The 16,123-nt window shown below is 63.7% G+C and carries 11 protein-coding genes and 4 pseudogenes; 12 read left to right on the top strand and 3 right to left on the bottom strand.

Going from position 1 to position 16,123, the window contains the following annotated elements:
- The first annotated feature begins 238 nt into the window (after positions 1-238).
- The 11 genes and pseudogenes from urtA to H9K75_RS13415 all read left to right on the top strand — a co-directional run bounded on the left by urtA (position 239) and on the right by H9K75_RS13415 (position 12,215).
- On the top strand, positions 239-1,510 hold the full coding sequence (gene urtA, locus H9K75_RS13465) for an urea ABC transporter substrate-binding protein (protein WP_187723062.1): 1,272 nt from the start codon (positions 239-241) through the stop codon (positions 1,508-1,510).
- A gap of 212 nt (positions 1,511-1,722) precedes the next feature.
- Complete coding sequence (urtB, locus tag H9K75_RS13460; RefSeq protein WP_226858730.1) at positions 1,723-3,219, top strand: urea ABC transporter permease subunit UrtB; 1,497 nt, start codon at positions 1,723-1,725, stop codon at positions 3,217-3,219.
- Between the two features lie 4 nt (positions 3,220-3,223).
- A pseudogene (gene urtC, locus H9K75_RS13455) lies at positions 3,224-4,425 on the top strand (urea ABC transporter permease subunit UrtC).
- Positions 4,422-5,300: an urea ABC transporter ATP-binding protein UrtD gene (gene urtD / locus H9K75_RS13450; protein WP_187723060.1), complete on the top strand. Its 879-nt coding sequence runs from the start codon at positions 4,422-4,424 to the stop codon at positions 5,298-5,300. The pseudogene urtC and the gene urtD overlap by 4 nt, the downstream one beginning before the upstream one ends.
- Positions 5,301-5,306: 6 nt before the next feature.
- Positions 5,307-5,999, top strand: a complete 693-nt coding sequence (gene urtE / locus H9K75_RS13445) for an urea ABC transporter ATP-binding subunit UrtE (RefSeq protein ID WP_187723059.1) — start codon at positions 5,307-5,309, stop codon at positions 5,997-5,999.
- 26 nt (positions 6,000-6,025) lie between these two features.
- Positions 6,026-6,855 (top strand): annotated as a pseudogene (locus H9K75_RS13440) (urease accessory protein UreD).
- 110 nt (positions 6,856-6,965) lie between these two features.
- On the top strand, positions 6,966-7,628 hold the full coding sequence (locus H9K75_RS13435; RefSeq protein ID WP_187723058.1) for a TetR/AcrR family transcriptional regulator: 663 nt from the start codon (positions 6,966-6,968) through the stop codon (positions 7,626-7,628).
- Positions 7,629-7,682: 54 nt separating this feature from the next.
- Positions 7,683-8,650, top strand: a pseudogene (locus H9K75_RS13430) (HlyD family secretion protein).
- Complete coding sequence (locus H9K75_RS13425) at positions 8,647-9,603, top strand: ABC transporter ATP-binding protein (protein WP_187723057.1); 957 nt, start codon at positions 8,647-8,649, stop codon at positions 9,601-9,603. The pseudogene H9K75_RS13430 and the gene H9K75_RS13425 overlap by 4 nt, the downstream one beginning before the upstream one ends.
- Positions 9,600-10,742, top strand: coding sequence for an ABC transporter permease (locus H9K75_RS13420; protein ID WP_187723056.1), 1,143 nt, complete (start codon positions 9,600-9,602; stop codon positions 10,740-10,742). The genes H9K75_RS13425 and H9K75_RS13420 overlap by 4 nt, the downstream gene beginning before the upstream one ends.
- A gap of 15 nt (positions 10,743-10,757) precedes the next feature.
- Positions 10,758-12,215 (top strand): efflux transporter outer membrane subunit, encoded by a 1,458-nt coding sequence (locus H9K75_RS13415; RefSeq protein ID WP_187723055.1) that lies wholly within the window; start codon positions 10,758-10,760, stop codon positions 12,213-12,215.
- 141 nt (positions 12,216-12,356) lie between these two features.
- Here the strand turns inward: H9K75_RS13415 and H9K75_RS13410 are convergent, their stop codons facing one another.
- Positions 12,357-12,755 (bottom strand): YkvA family protein, encoded by a 399-nt coding sequence (locus H9K75_RS13410; protein WP_187723054.1) that lies wholly within the window; start codon positions 12,753-12,755, stop codon positions 12,357-12,359.
- A gap of 725 nt (positions 12,756-13,480) precedes the next feature.
- Here H9K75_RS13410 and H9K75_RS13405 point away from each other — a divergent pair.
- Positions 13,481-13,875, top strand: a pseudogene (locus H9K75_RS13405) (YkgJ family cysteine cluster protein).
- Between the two features lie 26 nt (positions 13,876-13,901).
- On the opposite strand, the gene H9K75_RS13400 reads toward H9K75_RS13405, so the two are convergent.
- Both H9K75_RS13400 and H9K75_RS13395 read right to left on the bottom strand, forming a co-directional pair.
- Positions 13,902-15,338: a HAMP domain-containing sensor histidine kinase gene (locus H9K75_RS13400; RefSeq protein WP_187723053.1), complete on the bottom strand. Its 1,437-nt coding sequence runs from the start codon at positions 15,336-15,338 to the stop codon at positions 13,902-13,904.
- Positions 15,339-15,354: 16 nt separating this feature from the next.
- Positions 15,355-16,059: a response regulator transcription factor gene (locus H9K75_RS13395; protein ID WP_187723052.1), complete on the bottom strand. Its 705-nt coding sequence runs from the start codon at positions 16,057-16,059 to the stop codon at positions 15,355-15,357.
- Positions 16,060-16,123: the final 64 nt, after the last annotated feature.

The raw sequence follows: 16,123 nt of genomic DNA, 5'->3' as shown, positions 1-16,123 counted from the left end.
GGCATGCCACCGCCAGGCCGCGCGCTGCAATGGTGCAGTGTGCCTGCACCGGTCCGGCGATTGCGCACCACAACGGTTGACCGCAGCGCGAATCATGCGCGCTACCGGGTCGCAAGCGGTATGTACCACCACGACGCGCCAGTGAAGGACGCGGCCTGGCACAGCAATTGCGTTGTGCCTTGCACGGTCGATCTGGACCGGTTCTCATTTTTTCCCTTTTCCTTATTGGAGTCGTGCAATGAACCGTCGCGGAACACTTACAACGCTGGCCGCCTCGCTGGCCCTGGGCCTTGGACTAACGACAGCCGTGCATGCACAGGACACCATCAAGGTCGGCGTGCTGCACAGCCTCTCGGGCACCATGGCGATCTCCGAGACCGTGCTCAAGGACACGGTACTCATGGCCATCGACGACATCAACGCCAAGGGCGGCGTGCTCGGCAAGAAGCTCGAGCCCGTGGTGGTCGATCCGGCCTCGAACTGGCCGCTGTTCGCCGAAAAGGCCAAGCAACTGATCACGCAGGACAAGGTGGCCGTGGTCTTCGGCTGCTGGACCAGCGTGTCGCGCAAGTCGGTGCTGCCGGTGTTCGAGCAAAACAATGGTCTGCTGTTCTACCCCGTGCAGTATGAGGGCGAAGAGCTGTCGAAAAATGTGTTCTACACCGGCGCCGCGCCCAATCAGCAGGCGATTCCCGCTGTCGAATACCTGATGAGCAAGGAAGGCGGCGGTGCCAAGCGCTTCGTGCTGCTGGGCACCGACTATGTGTACCCGCGCACCACCAACAAGATCCTGCGCGCGTTCCTGAAGTCCAAGGGCGTGAAGGAAGCCGACATCATCGAAACCTACACGCCGTTCGGACACAGCGACTACCAGACCATCGTCTCGGACATCAAGAAGTTCTCCACTGGCGGCAAGACCGCCGTGATTTCGACCATCAATGGTGATTCCAACGTGCCGTTCTACAAGGAACTGGGCAACGCCGGACTCAAGGCCAAGGACGTGCCCGTCGTCGCCTTCAGCGTGGGCGAGGAAGAGCTGCGCGGCGTGGACACCAAGCCACTCGTGGGTCACCTCGCCGCATGGAACTATTTCATGAGCGTGAAGAACCCGACGAACACCGCGTTCATCAAGCAGTGGGGCGACTACGCCAAGGCGAAGAACATCGCCGGCCACAAGGACAAGCCACTCACCAACGACCCGATGGAAGCCACCTGGATCGGCATCCACATGTGGAAGCAGGCCGTTGAAAAGGCCAAGAGCACCGACGTCGACAAGGTGACCGCCGCCATGGCCGGACAGACCTTCGTCGCGCCCGATGGCTTCACGGTGAAGATGGACGAGAAGAATCACCACCTGCACAAGCCGGTGATGGTTGGCGAGATCAAGGCCGACGGCCAGTTCAACGTGGTCTGGAAGACCAAGGGACCGATCAAGGCCCAGCCATGGAGCCCGTTCATCGATGGCAACGACAAGAAGAAGGACGAGCCGGACGGCAAGTCTGCGATGTGAGTTGCGGGCGTCAGCCCCTCACCCCTGCCCTCTGCCCCTTCGGGGGCGAGGGAGCCATTCGGGCAGGCAACGGTAAACATATGACACGCACATTCGGCATTCAATTTCCCGGACGCAAGCTCGCGCCTTTGCTGGCCACGGCGGTCGTCGCCTCCGTGGCCCTGCTCACCAGCCTCGGGGCTCACGCGCTCAGCGCCGATCAGGCCTTCCAGATGGCCGCTGCCGACGACAACGACCAGCGCGTGGAGGCCATCAACAAGTCCGTGCAGACGCCCGATGCACAACTCGCCGCATACCTGTCGGCGCTGGCGAACGACGAGGTGAAGACCGCCAACGGCAAGGCCTTCATCGTTCGCGGTGACAAGGCCATCGATCCTGCGTCAGGCGCGGCGACCCGGCTTCCCGCCGATGCCGAGGACGTGGTCAACAGCAACTATCTGCGCGGCGTGATCGACGCGGCGCAGGCCGCGCTGGCGCTCGGCAGCGACGACGTCGAGGCGCGCCGCAAGGCCGCGGCGCAACTCGCCGAGGAGCCCGACGCATCGCGCGTGGAGATCATCGACCGGGCGCTGGACAAGGAGCAGGACGCGCGCGTGAAGACGCTGCTCGAACGCGCCAGGGCCGCAAGCCTGCTGACGAGCGACGATCCGCAGCAGCGCATGCAGGCGATCGGCACGCTCACGCATCTGAAGACGCCCGAGACGCAGTTGCTGCTGAACCAGCGCCTGACCGACGAGCAGGACCCAGCGGTGCAAAAGGCCCTCAGGCGCGCGCTCGCCGAGATCGACGACAGTCTGGTCTGGGGCGAGCGCCTCGGGCAGATTTTCAGCGGCGTCAGCCTCGGCTCGGTGCTGTTGCTCGCCGCGCTCGGGCTCGCGATCACCTATGGCCTGATGGGCGTGATCAACATGGCGCACGGCGAGCTGATCATGATCGGCGCGTATGCCACGTATGTGGTGCAACTGCTGTTCCAGCGCTGGCTGCCCGAGGCCGCGTTCGGCTGGTATCTGGTGGCAGCGATTCCGGTGGCTTTCCTCGCGTCGGCGCTGGTCGGCGCGATTCTGGAGCGCGGCGTGATCCGCTTTCTGTATGGGCGGCCGCTCGAGACACTGCTCGCCACGTTCGGCATCAGCCTCGTGCTGCAACAGACCGTGCGCAGCGTGTTCGGCGCGCAGAACGTGGGCGTCGAGAACCCCTCGTGGATGAGCGGTGGCATTGCGCTGCTGCCCAACCTCACGCTGCCGTGGAACCGCATCTGCATCGTGATCTTCGCATTCCTCGTGCTGGGTGGCGTGGCCTTCATGATCGCGCGCACGCGTCTCGGCCTGTTCGTGCGCGGCGTCACGCAGAACCGCGCGATGGCCTCGTGTGTCGGCGTGAACACCGCGCGCACCGACACCTATGCATTTGCGCTCGGCTCGGGCATCGCGGGTCTTGCAGGCTGCGCGCTGAGCCAGGTCGGCAACGTGGGCCCGGATCTGGGGCAGAACTACATCGTCGATTCGTTCCTCGTGGTGGTGCTCGGCGGTGTCGGCCAACTCGCCGGAACGGTGTATGCGGCGCTCGGCCTCGGCGTGCTGTCCAAGCTGCTCGAAGGCTGGACCGGCGCGGTGCTTGCCAAGATTGCCGTGCTGCTGTTCATCGTGATCTTCATTCAAAAGCGTCCGCAAGGCATCTTTGCCTTGAAGGGCCGCAGCGCGGAGGCCTGAATCCATGCCAACAACCATCCACCACTCGCTCGAATTGCCCAGGCCCGCACCGCTGCTCACGGGGCGCGGCTGGAGCCTGTTTCTCATCGCCTTCATCTGCATTGCGGCCATCGCTCCGGCGTTGAACCTCCTGGTGCCCGACGGCCATGCGCTGCATCTCTCGGACTACATGATCGGCCTGCTCGGCAAGTTCATGTGCTATGCGATCTGCGCGCTCGCCATCGACCTGATCTGGGGCTACACCGGCATCCTGAGCCTGGGCCACGGCCTGTTCTTTGCGCTCGGCGGCTACGTGATGGGCATGTACCTGATGCGCGAGGCTTCCGGCCCGGCGCACTGCCGCCCTTCATGGTGTTCCTCGACTGGAAGGAGCTGCCATGGGTCTGGTCGCTGTCGGGCAGCTTCATCGCCACCGCTGTGCTGGTGCTGCTGGTGCCGGGTCTGCTCGCCGGCGTGTTTGGCTACTTCGCGTTTCGCTCGCGCATCAAGGGTGTGTATTTTTCGATCATCACGCAGGCGCTCACCTATGCCGCCATGCTGCTGTTCTTTCGCAATGAAACCGGCTTTGGTGGCAACAACGGCTTTACCGGGTTCACGTCGATTCTGGGCTTTTCGCTGAACACGCCGCGGATGCACGTGCTGCTGTTCACGCTCTCGGGCGTGGCGCTGCTCGGCTGCTATCTGCTGGCGCGCTGGCTCGTGCAATCCCGGTTCGGACGCGTGCTGCAGGCGGTGCGCGATGCCGAATCGCGCACCATGTTCTGCGGCTACAACCCGCTTTCCTACAAGCTCACGATCTGGGTGATCTCCGCGATGATGTGCGGCCTCGCGGGCGCGCTCTACGTGCCGCAGGTGGGCATCATCAATCCCGGCGAGATGAGCGTGGGCAACTCCATCGAGATGGCGGTGTGGACCGCCGTGGGTGGCCGCGCGAGCCTGATCGGCCCGATCATCGGCGCGTTCGTCGTCAACGGTGGCAAGAGCTGGCTGACCATGGCCGCGCCCGAGTACTGGCTGTATGTGCTGGGCCTGCTGTTCATCGCGGTCACGCTGTTCATGCCGGGCGGCATTGTGGGCCTGTCACGCCAATGGCGCGAGCACCGCGCGGCACGCCGTGGCAAGGCGCAGGCGGCGACCTCCGTCGCCACCACCACGTCGGCCAAAGCTGCGGCCACAGGTCCCATTGCCGAAGGAGCACGCGCATGACCCCCGATCTCATGGAAGCCGGTACCGAGCGCATCACGCAGTCGCACCATTCAAGGGCCACATCCGGCGCGACGGAGTCGGGCGACCGCGTTGCCAGCACCGCGCGGCGCGTGCTGCCCGGCGAGGTCGATGTCACGCACGGGCGCATTCTGTATCTCGAAGACGTGCACGTGAGCTTCGACGGTTTCAAGGCCATCAACGGCCTGAACCTGGACATCGCCCCCGGTGAACTGCGCTGCATCATCGGCCCGAACGGTGCGGGCAAGACCACGATGATGGACGTCATCACGGGCAAGACCCGGCCCGACAAGGGCACGGTGTTCTTCGGCTCGACCATCGACCTGTTGCGCTACAACGAACCGCAGATCGCCGCGATGGGCATTGGCCGCAAGTTCCAGAAGCCGACCGTGTTCGAGCAGCTCTCGGTCTTCGAGAACCTCGAACTCGCGCTCAAGACGCACAAGGGCGTGGCGCGCTCGCTGAACTTCCGCCTGACCGGCGCGCAGCGCGATCGCATTGCCGAAGTGCTGCACACCATCCATCTCGCGGGCAGCGTGACGCGTCAGGCCGGCCTGCTGAGTCACGGCCAGAAGCAGTGGCTCGAGATCGGCATGCTGCTGGTGCAGGAGCCCCGGTTGCTGCTGCTCGACGAACCCGTGGCCGGCATGACGGACGAGGAAACGGTGCGCACCGCCGAGCTGTTCCTGAGCCTCAAGGGCAAGCACTCGCTGATGGTGGTGGAGCACGACATGTCTTTCATCGACACCATCTCCGAAAAGGTGACGGTGCTGTGCGATGGCGCGGTACTGGCCGAGGGCACGCTCGCCCAGGTGCAGGCCGACGAGCGCGTGATCGAGGTCTATCTGGGAAGGTGATGAGCGATGTTGAAGATTGAAAACCTGCACCAGTTCTATGGCGGCTCGCACATCCTGCGCGACGTGAACCTCAAGGCCGAGCAAGGCAAGGTCACCGTGCTGCTGGGCCGCAACGGCGTCGGCAAGACCACGCTGCTCAAGAGCCTGATGGGACTGGTGCCGATCAAGAGTGGCCGGATCGAATGGCAGGGTGCCGACATCTCGCGCCGCGCGCCCTATGACCGCGCGCGCAGCGGCATGGGCTACGTGCCGCAAGGCCGCGAGATTTTCTCGCGCCTGTCGGTCGAGGACAACCTGCGCATGGGCCTGGCCTACCAACCCGGCGGCGCGCAGATTCCGAACGAACTGTTCGAACTGTTCCCGGTGCTCAAGACCATGCTGCACCGGCGCGGCGGCGATCTCTCGGGCGGCCAGCAGCAGCAGCTGGCGATTGCCCGCGCGCTTGCGCCCAGGCCGCAGATCCTGATCCTCGACGAGCCCACCGAAGGCATACAGCCGAGCATCATCAAGGACATAGGCCGCGTGATCCGCATGCTCGCCAATCGCGGCGACATGGCGATCCTGCTCTGCGAGCAGTACTACGATTTCGCCGAGGAACTGGCCGATCACTACGTGGTCATGGAACGCGGCGAGGTCATCGCGAGCGGCCCGGGCAGCGAGATGCAGTCCAAGGGCGTGCGCCAACTGGTGGCGATCTGAACGGCGGCACGCAGCTCGCGCATGCAATGGTCTGGCACGCTCGACTCGATCTCGACTATTCGCGCCGCAGCGAAACCACGGCGCTGCACTTCAGCCACGACGGCCCGCTGCGCGTGCTGCGCACGCTGTATCCCGAAGGCCCGGGGGTCTGCCACAACGTGCTCGTGCATCCGCCCGGTGGCCTCGTCGGCGGTGATGTGCTGGACATCGACGTGCACGTCAACGAAGGCGCGCACGCGCTGGTCACCACGCCGGGCGCCACGCGTTTTTATCGCAGCAACGGCGCACACGCCATGCAACGCACGCGCATCGCCGTGGCACCCGGCGCACGACTGGAGTGGCTGCCACTCGAGGCCATTGCCTACGACGCGTGCGACGCATCGAACGAACTGCATCTCGATCTCGCGCCCGATGCGCACCTGATGACCTGGGACATCACCGCCCTCGGCCTGCCCCATGCGGACCTGCCCTTCAGCACCGGCCGCTTCACGCAACACATCGTCTGGCCCGGACGATTTCTCGAACACGGCGTACTCGACGCACAAGACCAGCGCCTGATGAACGGTCCGCTCGGGCTTGCGGGCGCGCGCTGCTTCGGCAGCCTGATTCTCGCCAGCGGCACACCCATGCCGCGCGCGCTTCGCGAGGGCTTGCTGGAGGCCACACAGGCACTGCTCTGCGATCTGCCCCCGGGGTGATCGCCGGTGTCACCGCTGCGAACGCGCACATGCTGGTGCTGCGCGGGCTCGCCCCCGTGGTCGAACCGCTCACGCAAACCTGGCAGCGCGTGTGGGCGCTGTGGCGGCTTCAGGCATGGGGCATCAAGGCCTGCTCGCCGCGCATCTGGGCGATGTAGCGGCGCGTCATCGGACACTTCGGGGACTCTTTGAGTAGACTTTTTTTTCTTTCGTGGCAGCGTTACATTTCTAATTAACTGATTCGTTAATTAATTATTAGAATGCTGACATGCCAGCCGCAAAAAAGTCCGTCCGACAAGTGGGACGCAGACCCGCAACCCCCGATGCCAACCTGCGCGAGCAACTGCTTGACGTCACCGTGCGTCTGTTTGCCGAGCATGGCATTGCCGGCACGACCGTCGCACGCATCGCGGCCGCGGCAAGCGTCACCTCGGCGATGGTCCACTACCACTTCACCCATCGCGAGTCGTTGCTGGACGCCGTGGCCGACGAGCGGCTCGCACCACTCGCTAGATACGTCTGGCACGACAGCGACTCTGACGCCAATGATCCGATTGCGCTGATCGAACGCCTGATCGACCGGATGTTCGTCGTCATCGTGCAGTCCCCGTGGCTGCCTTCGCTCTGGCTCAGAGAGGTGGCCAACACCAGCGGCCTGCTGCACCAACGCATGAAGGCGCGCATTCCGTTCGACCGCATTCGCGAGCTTGGCGACGCACTGTTGCAGGCGCAGCGCGCCGGACGGATCAACGCGCTGGTCGACCCCGGCATGCTTTTCATATCGATTCTCGGCCTCGTGATGCTGCCGTTTGCCACCGCCACCGTATGGCAGGGGCAGGTGGGAATCGCCACGCTCGACGCTGTCGCGCTCAAGCGGCATGTGCACGCGCTGCTGCTGGGGGCCTGCAACCCCGGCCACACGCCTGATTGATTGACTGACGACTGACTGATTGATTGATTGATCATTGATTCGGAGCCACACACGATGGAACGCCGCTCTCCCGTTGCCCTGCTGATCCGCCTGAGCCCCTTGCTCGCCGCATTGGTGGCGGCCTGCGACAAGCCGCCCGTCGATACCTACCAAGGCTATGTGGAGGGCGAATATGTGTCGCTGGCCGCGTCGCAGGCCGGGCGGCTCGAGCAATTGAGTGTGCAGCGCGGCCAGACCGTGCAGGCGAACGCGCCGCTGTTCGCGGTGCAGGCCGAACGCGAGACCGCCGCACTCGCGCAGGCGCAGCAGCAGCTCAATGCGGCGCGTGCCTTGCTCGCCGACATGCAGACCGGCAAGCGGCTGCCGGAAATTGCGGTGATCAAGGCGCAACTCGCGCAGGCGGCTGCGGACGCACGCAAGGCGGCGTTGCAACTCGAGCGCGACGAAGCCCAGTATCGCGGCGGCGGCATTTCCAGGGCCAGCGTGACGATTCGCGTGAAAACGCCGCCGCCACGGCCGCGCGCGAAAGCGAGTTGCGCCACCAGGTGGCCGTGGCGCAGATGCCCACACGCAACGAGCAGGTCGCATCGCAGAAGGCTCAGGTGGAATCGGCAGCCGCTGCGCTCAGGCTGGCGACGTGGAATCTCTCGCAAACGCAGGTGAGTGCACCCGCCAACGGGCTCGTCACCGATACGCTGTATCGCCCGGGCGAATGGGTAGCCGCAGGCAATCCCGTGGTGCAACTGCTGCCTCCGCAAAACGTGAAGCTGCGTTTTTTCGTACCGCAATCGGCGCTCGCATCGTTCGCGCCCGGGCAGACACTCAAGGTCCGCTGTGACGGTTGCGACTCCGGCATGGCTGCCAGAGTCAGCTATCTCTCGAACACGGCGGAATACACACCGCCCGTCATCTACAGCAACGAAAGCCGCTCGAGGCTGGTCTTCATGGTGGAGGCGCGCCCCGACGACGCCGACCTTGCCAGACTGCACCCTGGCCAGCCCGTTGAGGTGACGAAACCATGAACGCCGATGCGGTTGCCGATGCGGGCGGCTACGCCATCGACGTGCGAAATCTCAACAAGAGCTTTGGCGACAAGCACGTCGTGAACGACGTGAGCCTGCAGGTCGCGCGTGGCGAGATCTTCGGCTTTCTCGGCCCCAACGGCAGCGGCAAGACGACCATGATCCGCATGATGTGCGGCCTGCTCACGCCCGATTCCGGAAGCGGGACCTGCCTGGGCTATGACATCCTGCGCGAGGCCGCGCTGATCAAGCGGAACGTGGGCTACATGACGCAGCGCTTCTCCTTCTGGGAAGACCTGACGATCCGCGAAAACCTCGATTTCATTGCGCGCATCTTCGAGATGCCGGACCGCCGCAACGCGGTCGATCAGGCGCTCGAATCGCTGCAACTGCAAAGCCGCGCCGGCCAGCTCACGGCCTCGCTCTCAGGCGGCTGGAAGCAGCGCCTCGCGCTCGCCGCGTGCATGCTCCACAAGCCGCGCCTGCTGCTGCTCGATGAGCCCACGGCCGGGGTCGATCCGGTGGCGCGGCGCGACTTCTGGGACGAGCTGCACCGCCTTGCAGCCGAAGGCATTTCGGTGCTGGTCAGCACGCACTACATGGACGAGGCCGAGCGCTGCCACAAGCTCGCCTACATCGCCTATGGCAAGCTCATGGCCCACGGCACGGCGCAGGAAATCATCGCTGGGCAGGGCCTGACCACCTGGGAGGTACGCGGCGCTCATCTCACGGAAATTTCCGAACAACTGCGCCAGTGCGAGGGCATTGCGCAGACCGTGGTCTTTGGCTCCACGCTGCACGTGAGCGCGCGCCATCCCCACGCCATCGAAGCGGCGCTGGCGCAGGTGGATGCGGGCAAGTCTCTGCAGGCAGGGCCGGTAGACACCGGCCTGGAAGACGTATTCATCTACATGATGAGTCAGTCGAGCGACAACTTCGGAGCCAGGCCATGACGTCCCGCCCCCGCTTTTCGTGGTCGCGCTGGTGGGCCGTCGTGCTCAAGGAGTTTCTGCAACTGCGCCGCGACCGCATCACTTTTGCAATGATCATCGGCATGCCGCTCGTGCAGTTGGCACTGTTCGGCTTCGCGATCAACAGCGACCCCAAGCACTTGCCCACGGCCGTCATCATGAACGACTCGGGACCGGTGGTGCGCAGCGTGCTGGCGGCGATGAAGAACTCGGAATATTTCGACGTGGTCGAGACCTTCGGCGACGAGGCCTCGGCAAGAAAGGCGCTCGCCCAGGGCGGCGTGCAGTTCGTGCTCAACGTACCGTCCGATTTCACGCGCAAACTGCTGCGCGGCGAGCGCCCGGCCCTGCTGGTGGAGGCCGACGCCACCGATCCCACCGCCACCGGCAACGCCCTGGCCGCGCTGAGTGCGCTTGCGCCCCAGGTCGCCCGGCGAGATCTCACCGGTCCGCTGGCGCACCTCAACGCCCAGCCCGCGCCCTTCGACATCGAGGTGCACCGGCTCTACAACCCCGAGGGCATCAGCCAGTACAACGTCGTGCCCGGACTCATGGGCGTGATCCTGACGATGACGATGGTGATGATGACGGGCCTGGCCGTCACGCGCGAACGCGAGCGCGGCACGATGGAAAACCTGCTCGCCACGCCCGTGCTGCCCATCGAGGTGATGACCGGGAAAATTCTTCCCTACGTGATCATCGGCCTGGTTCAGGTGTCCATCATCCTGCTGGCCGCGCGACTCGTATTCCACGTGCCGCTCGAAGGCAGTCTGCTCGCCACTTATCTGGCCTCGCTGCTGTTCATCGCCGCCACGCTGACGGTGGGCATCACGCTGTCGTCACTCGCCAAGAACCAGTTGCAGGCCATGCAGCTCACGTTCTTTTATTTTCTGCCCAACATCCTGCTCTCGGGTTTCATGTTTCCATTCGCGGGCATGCCCCCATGGGCGCAGGCGATTGGCAACGTGTTGCCGCTGACCTATTTCAACCGCTTGATCCGCGGCATCCTGCTCAAGGGAAATGGCTGGACCGAACTGTGGCCGTCGGTATGGCCGCTCGGCGTATTCACGGTGGTAGTGCTGTTCGTTGCGCTGCGGTTTTACCGGCGCACGCTCGATTGAGGGAGGTGAGAAAAAATGCCAGCCAAGACATTGCTTCCGGCCCTCCTGCTGCCCCTGCTGCTGCTCTTGGCGTGCAGCAGCGGCCCCGATTTCCGCGAGCCCGTCACATCGGACACGCCCGGCTACGCGCGCCAAAGCCTTCCCGTGACCACCGCATCCACCACGGGCCAGGCAGGACACGCGCAAACGTTTGCGACTGCCGAGCACGCGCCGCCGCAGTGGTGGAAGCAGTTCCACAACGACGCACTCGACCAATTGGTGGCGACCGCGCTTGCAGCCAGCCCCACGATTGCAAGCGCACGCGCCACGCTCGCGCAGGCGCAGCAGAACTACGCTGCCACTGCGGGCGCCACGTCGTTGCCGCAGGTTGACGCGTCGCTCAATGCAACGCGCCAGCGTGTGAACGTGGGTGCCTTCGGGATCACGCAAATTCCGTCACCGGGACCGTTCACCTTGGCCAACGCCACGGTCAGCGTATCCTATGATTTTGACTTCTTCGGAGCCCATCGGCGCACGCTTGAAGGACTGCGCGCGCAAGTGGACCATCAACGGTTTGAACTTGACGCCGCACGCCTCACACTGGCCGGTGCCGTGGTTGCAGCGGTGATCGATCGTGCATCGCTGCGGGCGCAGATCGACTTGTCCGAGCAATTGGCGCACGCACAGAGCCAACAACTCGCCATCGCACAAAAACGGCTCGAAGCGGGCGGCCTCTCGCGACTGGACGTGCAGGGCCAGCGCACCTTGCTCGCGCAGACACGCGCCGCGATTCCCGCATTGCGCACGCAACTCGCGCAGACCGAACACAGGCTCGCCACCTTGTTGGGACGAGCGCCCGCAAGCGCCGCCGATCTACCGGACATCCCGCTGGATTCGCTGACACTGGCCACCACCGTGCCGGTGACGCTGCCCTCCACCCTGGCCCGCGAACGCCCCGACATCCGCGCGGCCCAGGAGCTGCTGCATCAGGCCAGCGCCAATGTGGGCGTGGCCACCGCCAATCTCTATCCGCAATTCACGCTGTCCGGCGCATTGGGCTCGCAGCGCACACGCATTGCCGACATCATCAAGGGCCTGAACATCTGGAACGTCGGCCTCGGCATCACGCAGCCGCTGTTTCACGGCGGTGAACTACGCGCCCGCCAACGCGCCGCACAGGCCGCGCAGGAAGCGGCGCTCGCCAACTACCAGCAGACCGTGCTTGAGGCCCTGCAACAGGTGGCCGACGCGCTCGCCGCCATCGTCAACAGCGCCGCAGAACTCGCGCAAACCGCCGACGCGGCCAACGCGGCGCAAACCAGCCTTTCCATCGCCAGCAACAATTTCGCGGCGGGCGGCATCAGCCAGTTCAGCATGCTCGACAGCCAACGCCGAACACTCGAGACCGCACTGGCACGCACCCAGTCGCAGGCCAGGCGGCTGTCCGGCACGGCGATGTTGTTGCAATCGTTGGGCGGCAGCGAGGTGCCGTGAAGTCAATTGGGGCCTGCCCAAATGGGTATCGCATACCAAGCTCAATGGCTGCGATCTCAGCCCTGTATGCACTGCCTGACCTCCGGGTCCTTCATCTCAGGGGTTCGCACCGCTAATTGCCGCTGCGAGCGGATCACTCCTTCATGCACGCGCCAGGGGAGCCAGCCAGAACCATGCAGCCATCCCAATCGCTGCCCAAAGCACGATGATCATGACGGCTCCCAAGGTGCTACTCGGCTTGGAACCTTTGGCGGCCAGCCACGCATCAGCCTGATAACGACAGTCCGCGAGTACCGACGTTGGCAAGAGCTTGACCGTCAGCCAGATGAGCGCCGGAAGCAAAAGGATGTCGTCCACAAGACCCAGAATCGGGATGAAGTCGGGTATCAAATCGATGGGACTGAGCGCATAAGCCACGACAAAGAGCGCCAGGGATTTGGCAAACCACGGCGTTTGGGGATGCTTTCCTGCGAACCAGAGTGTCACGCCATCGCGCTTGATCCGCTTTGCCCAACTCTTGAGTCTGTCGCTGAGGGTCATGGGAGGTCTTGGCGCACTGGTCAGTCGGCCAGAAGCGTTTCTTCCATGTCTTCATAGAAGCGAGGAGTATATCCTTCAAGTATCTTCCGCTTGCCTTCGTCAGACGCGCAACCATTTTGCGCACCAATTCCAAACGAATCTTCATGGAATACAGAGCACGAACCAACCAACATTCAACAAGAGGACAAAATATTGAAAGTTAAGCTATGAATAAGAAATTTCTCATACCAATCTTTGCCCTGACTACTGCCGCCTTAATCGTTTGGTATGCATTTCTCATATATGAGAGCTCGAACGGAAAGCTAACGAAAACAATTCACTCAGATGATGATTTGTACACGGCAGAAATATATACGATACGTCAACCCACTCAATTCACCGACTTCTTGTTCGAAGTAAAAATTCTGGATTCGAAGGGCGATTTGGTTAAAAAATCTTTTGTTTCCGCACCCATGTTAAGCGTGGAAGCATGGGATTGCCCAGAGAAAAAGTGCGTTGGATTTCTTTGGGGCCTGGTGACAATCAATACGTCACCGTTCCTCCAAGCTTTCTTGACCGTGTCATTGCAAAGATGCCGTAAAGGCGTCGACGCCAACGCGGCGGTATCTACCTTGGTTTTGGGTACGAGCGGCGCCTCGAACGACGGCTTCCAATCATGCGCAGAAGTACACTCCCGATCTCCATTCGCCTATCCGCCCCGCTCACACCAGCGCCAGCACCCCACCATGAAATCCCCCATCAGCATCGTAGACGTCAACCGCCTCGACAGTTGGACGCGCTACCGTGCCGGCATGTGCGATACCTGCGCTGCCAATTGCTGCACGATGCCGCTGGAGGTGGGGCTGGCGGATCTGGTGCGGCTTGGGATCGTGGATGCGTTCGAGGCGGAGCATGTCGATGCGAAGCTGATCGCCAGGCGGCTGTTGAAGATGCGGCTGATCGATCATTTCAACCACAAGAACGTGATTTTCACGATGGGGCGGCGGGCGAGTGGCGACTGCCAATTTTTGGACGAGCAATCGCGTCGCTGCACGGTGTATGAGACGCGGCCGCAGACGTGTCGGCTGCATCCTGGGAAGGGCCCAAGCCCGGTTTCTGCGCTTACGGTCGCAAGTTTTGAATCTGCGCTACCGGTAGTGATTCGATTCAGTCGTCCGGCAACGCGGTGTTCTCCATCGACGGCGGCATCTGCGGCAGCCAGATGCGTGCCTGCAGGCCGCGCGGAAGATTGCTGAAGTCGAGTCGTCCCCCATGCAGTTGCACGATGGCGTGCACGCTTGCCAGGCCCAGCCCATAGCCGCTGCGATCCTTGCGGGCGCGAAAGAAACGCGTGGTCATTTTTTCGATGGAGGCGGGATCCACGCCGGGGCCGTTGTCCTGCACGAGGATTTCGGTGCCGAGGGCGCCGCTGTCGCCATCGAACTGCGCGCTGGCTGCGCTCAGCACCACCTGCACCGGCAGCTGCTCAGCCTCCGATTCGAGCGAGCCGCCGTATTTGATCGCGTTGTCGAGCAGATTCGCCACGGCGCTGGCGATCAGGTTGCCGTCGCCCAATGCCTGTGGGTGTCCCTGCACGCGCAGTTGCAGTTCGCCGCCGCCTTCCTGCACGACGGGTTCATAGAACTCGGCCACGTCGAGCAACAGGGCCTGCACGTCGACGCGTTCGAAATCGGCGCGGCTGGTGCCGCTTTCGACTTCGGCGATCTGCAGCAGCTTGTCGAACACGATGCCCAGTTCCTCCACCTCGCCCGACACCCGCGCCAGCGTTGCCGATTGCGCGTCTGGCGTGAGTTGCCGGGCATTGCGCAGTTGCAGGGTGATGCGCGTAAGTGGCGTGCGCAGGTTGTGCGCGATGGTGTTGGAAACATGGCGGATGCCTTCCATGAGCTGTTCGAGCCGGTCGAGCATGGCGTTGATGTCGCGGTTGAGCAGCGTGAATTCGTCGTTGCGCCGCGTGACCGGAATGCGCTCGCGCAGGTCTCCGGCGGCCACGCGTGCCATGGAGGTGCGAATGTCCGCCGCGCGATCATCCACCACGCGGCGAAACATCAGCGCGCCGATCACCGCCATGACGAAGGCGATCACCGCGGCCAGCAGGCTTGCGCGGCCGATCAGTTCCTCGATGTCGCGCTGCTGCTGCATGTCGGTGCCCACGGCGAGAAATTGCCCGCTCGGCAGCTCGGCAACCGCTACGCGGGCCAGCACGATGTGATCTGCACGGCGCACCTTGAGGTCGCGGGTTCCCATGGTTCCGAGGCGACGAATCGGCACCGCCGAGGCGTTGCCGATGATGGGCACGCCGCGCTCGTCCATCAGGATCACGATCTCGGTGTCCGTGTTCACCCCATCCTGCAGGAACTGGCGAACCTCGTTTTCCAGCGCGTCCTGCCCGAATTGCTGGGCATGCTCCACAAGGCGCCTGAGATGGGTTTCCGCCTGCCTGTCCGCGCGCGCGCGCAGCACGCCCACGGTCTGCACATAGAACACGGCAAGCACGATGCACATGGTGAGCACCAGCAGACCGCCATAGTTCAGCGCCAGGCGAAACGCAGTGGAACTCCAGGGTTTGGTGCGGGCAGACATGCGGGCAACCGGCCTTTCAGGAGCCTGGGGGCAACTGCTGCGGCTTGTCGGTGAGGCTGTAGCCCACGCCGCGCACGGTGTGGATCAGCGCGGGCTCGAAGCCCTTGTCCACCTTGGCGCGCAGGCGGCTGATGTGCACGTCGATCACATTGGTCTGCGGGTCGAAGCGGTAGTCCCATACCGATTCGAGCAGCATGGTGCGCGTGACGATCTGGTGCGCGTGCTGCATGAGAAACGCGAGCAAGCGGAATTCGCGCGGTTGCAGCGCGAGCGGCACGCCGGCGCGGTCGGCGCTGCGCGTCATGAGGTTGATCCGCAGGTCGGCGAGCTTCATTTCGCGTATCGGCGCAGGCACCTGCGCGCGCCGCACCAGCGCCTCGAGGCGCGCGGACAGTTCCGAAAACGCAAATGGCTTGGTCAGGTAGTCGTCGCACCCGGCCTTGAGGCCGCGCACGCGCTCGTCGGTGGCCGACAAGGCGCTGAGCACCAGAACCGGCGTCATCTTGCCGAGCGAGCGCAGCGTCTGCAAAATCTGCAGGCCGTCGAATTCGTCGGGCAGCATGCGATCCAAAATGATCACGTCCCATTGCTCGCCAACGGCCAGCGCAATCCCCTGCACGCCGTCGGAACACACGCTGACCTGCGCACCCTGCTGGCGCAGCCCGTCCGCGATGTAGCCCGCGTTGAGCGCGTCGTCTTCGATGATGAGGTAACGGTACATGAGCGGATCAGGGCAAACGGGTACCGTCACTATAAATGCGCAGCGCCTGGCTCCAACAACAAGG

Source organism: Diaphorobacter aerolatus (assembly GCF_014489535.1).
Lineage (GTDB): Bacteria > Pseudomonadota > Gammaproteobacteria > Burkholderiales > Burkholderiaceae_C > Diaphorobacter_A > Diaphorobacter_A aerolatus.
The sequence above is the reverse complement of the archived record's forward strand: the minus strand, read 5'-3'. Positions and strand labels throughout refer to the sequence as shown.

Excerpts from the sequence above, each read along its gene's own strand:
- H9K75_RS13415 (WP_187723055.1), top strand. The coding sequence starts at position 10,758 with ATGCCAGCCAAGACATTGCTTCCGGCCCTCCTGCTGCCCCTGCTGCTG.
- H9K75_RS13425 (WP_187723057.1), top strand. The coding sequence starts at position 8,647 with ATGAACGCCGATGCGGTTGCCGATGCGGGCGGCTACGCCATCGACGTG.
- H9K75_RS13410 (WP_187723054.1), bottom strand. The coding sequence starts at position 12,755 with ATGACCCTCAGCGACAGACTCAAGAGTTGGGCAAAGCGGATCAAGCGC.
- urtD (WP_187723060.1), top strand. The coding sequence starts at position 4,422 with ATGACCCCCGATCTCATGGAAGCCGGTACCGAGCGCATCACGCAGTCG.
- H9K75_RS13435 (WP_187723058.1), top strand. The coding sequence starts at position 6,966 with ATGCCAGCCGCAAAAAAGTCCGTCCGACAAGTGGGACGCAGACCCGCA.
- H9K75_RS13420 (WP_187723056.1), top strand. The coding sequence starts at position 9,600 with ATGACGTCCCGCCCCCGCTTTTCGTGGTCGCGCTGGTGGGCCGTCGTG.
- urtA (WP_187723062.1), top strand. The coding sequence starts at position 239 with ATGAACCGTCGCGGAACACTTACAACGCTGGCCGCCTCGCTGGCCCTG.
- H9K75_RS13395 (WP_187723052.1), bottom strand. The coding sequence starts at position 16,059 with ATGTACCGTTACCTCATCATCGAAGACGACGCGCTCAACGCGGGCTAC.
- urtE (WP_187723059.1), top strand. The coding sequence starts at position 5,307 with ATGTTGAAGATTGAAAACCTGCACCAGTTCTATGGCGGCTCGCACATC.
- H9K75_RS13400 (WP_187723053.1), bottom strand. The coding sequence starts at position 15,338 with ATGTCTGCCCGCACCAAACCCTGGAGTTCCACTGCGTTTCGCCTGGCG.
- urtB (WP_226858730.1), top strand. The coding sequence starts at position 1,723 with ATGGCCGCTGCCGACGACAACGACCAGCGCGTGGAGGCCATCAACAAG.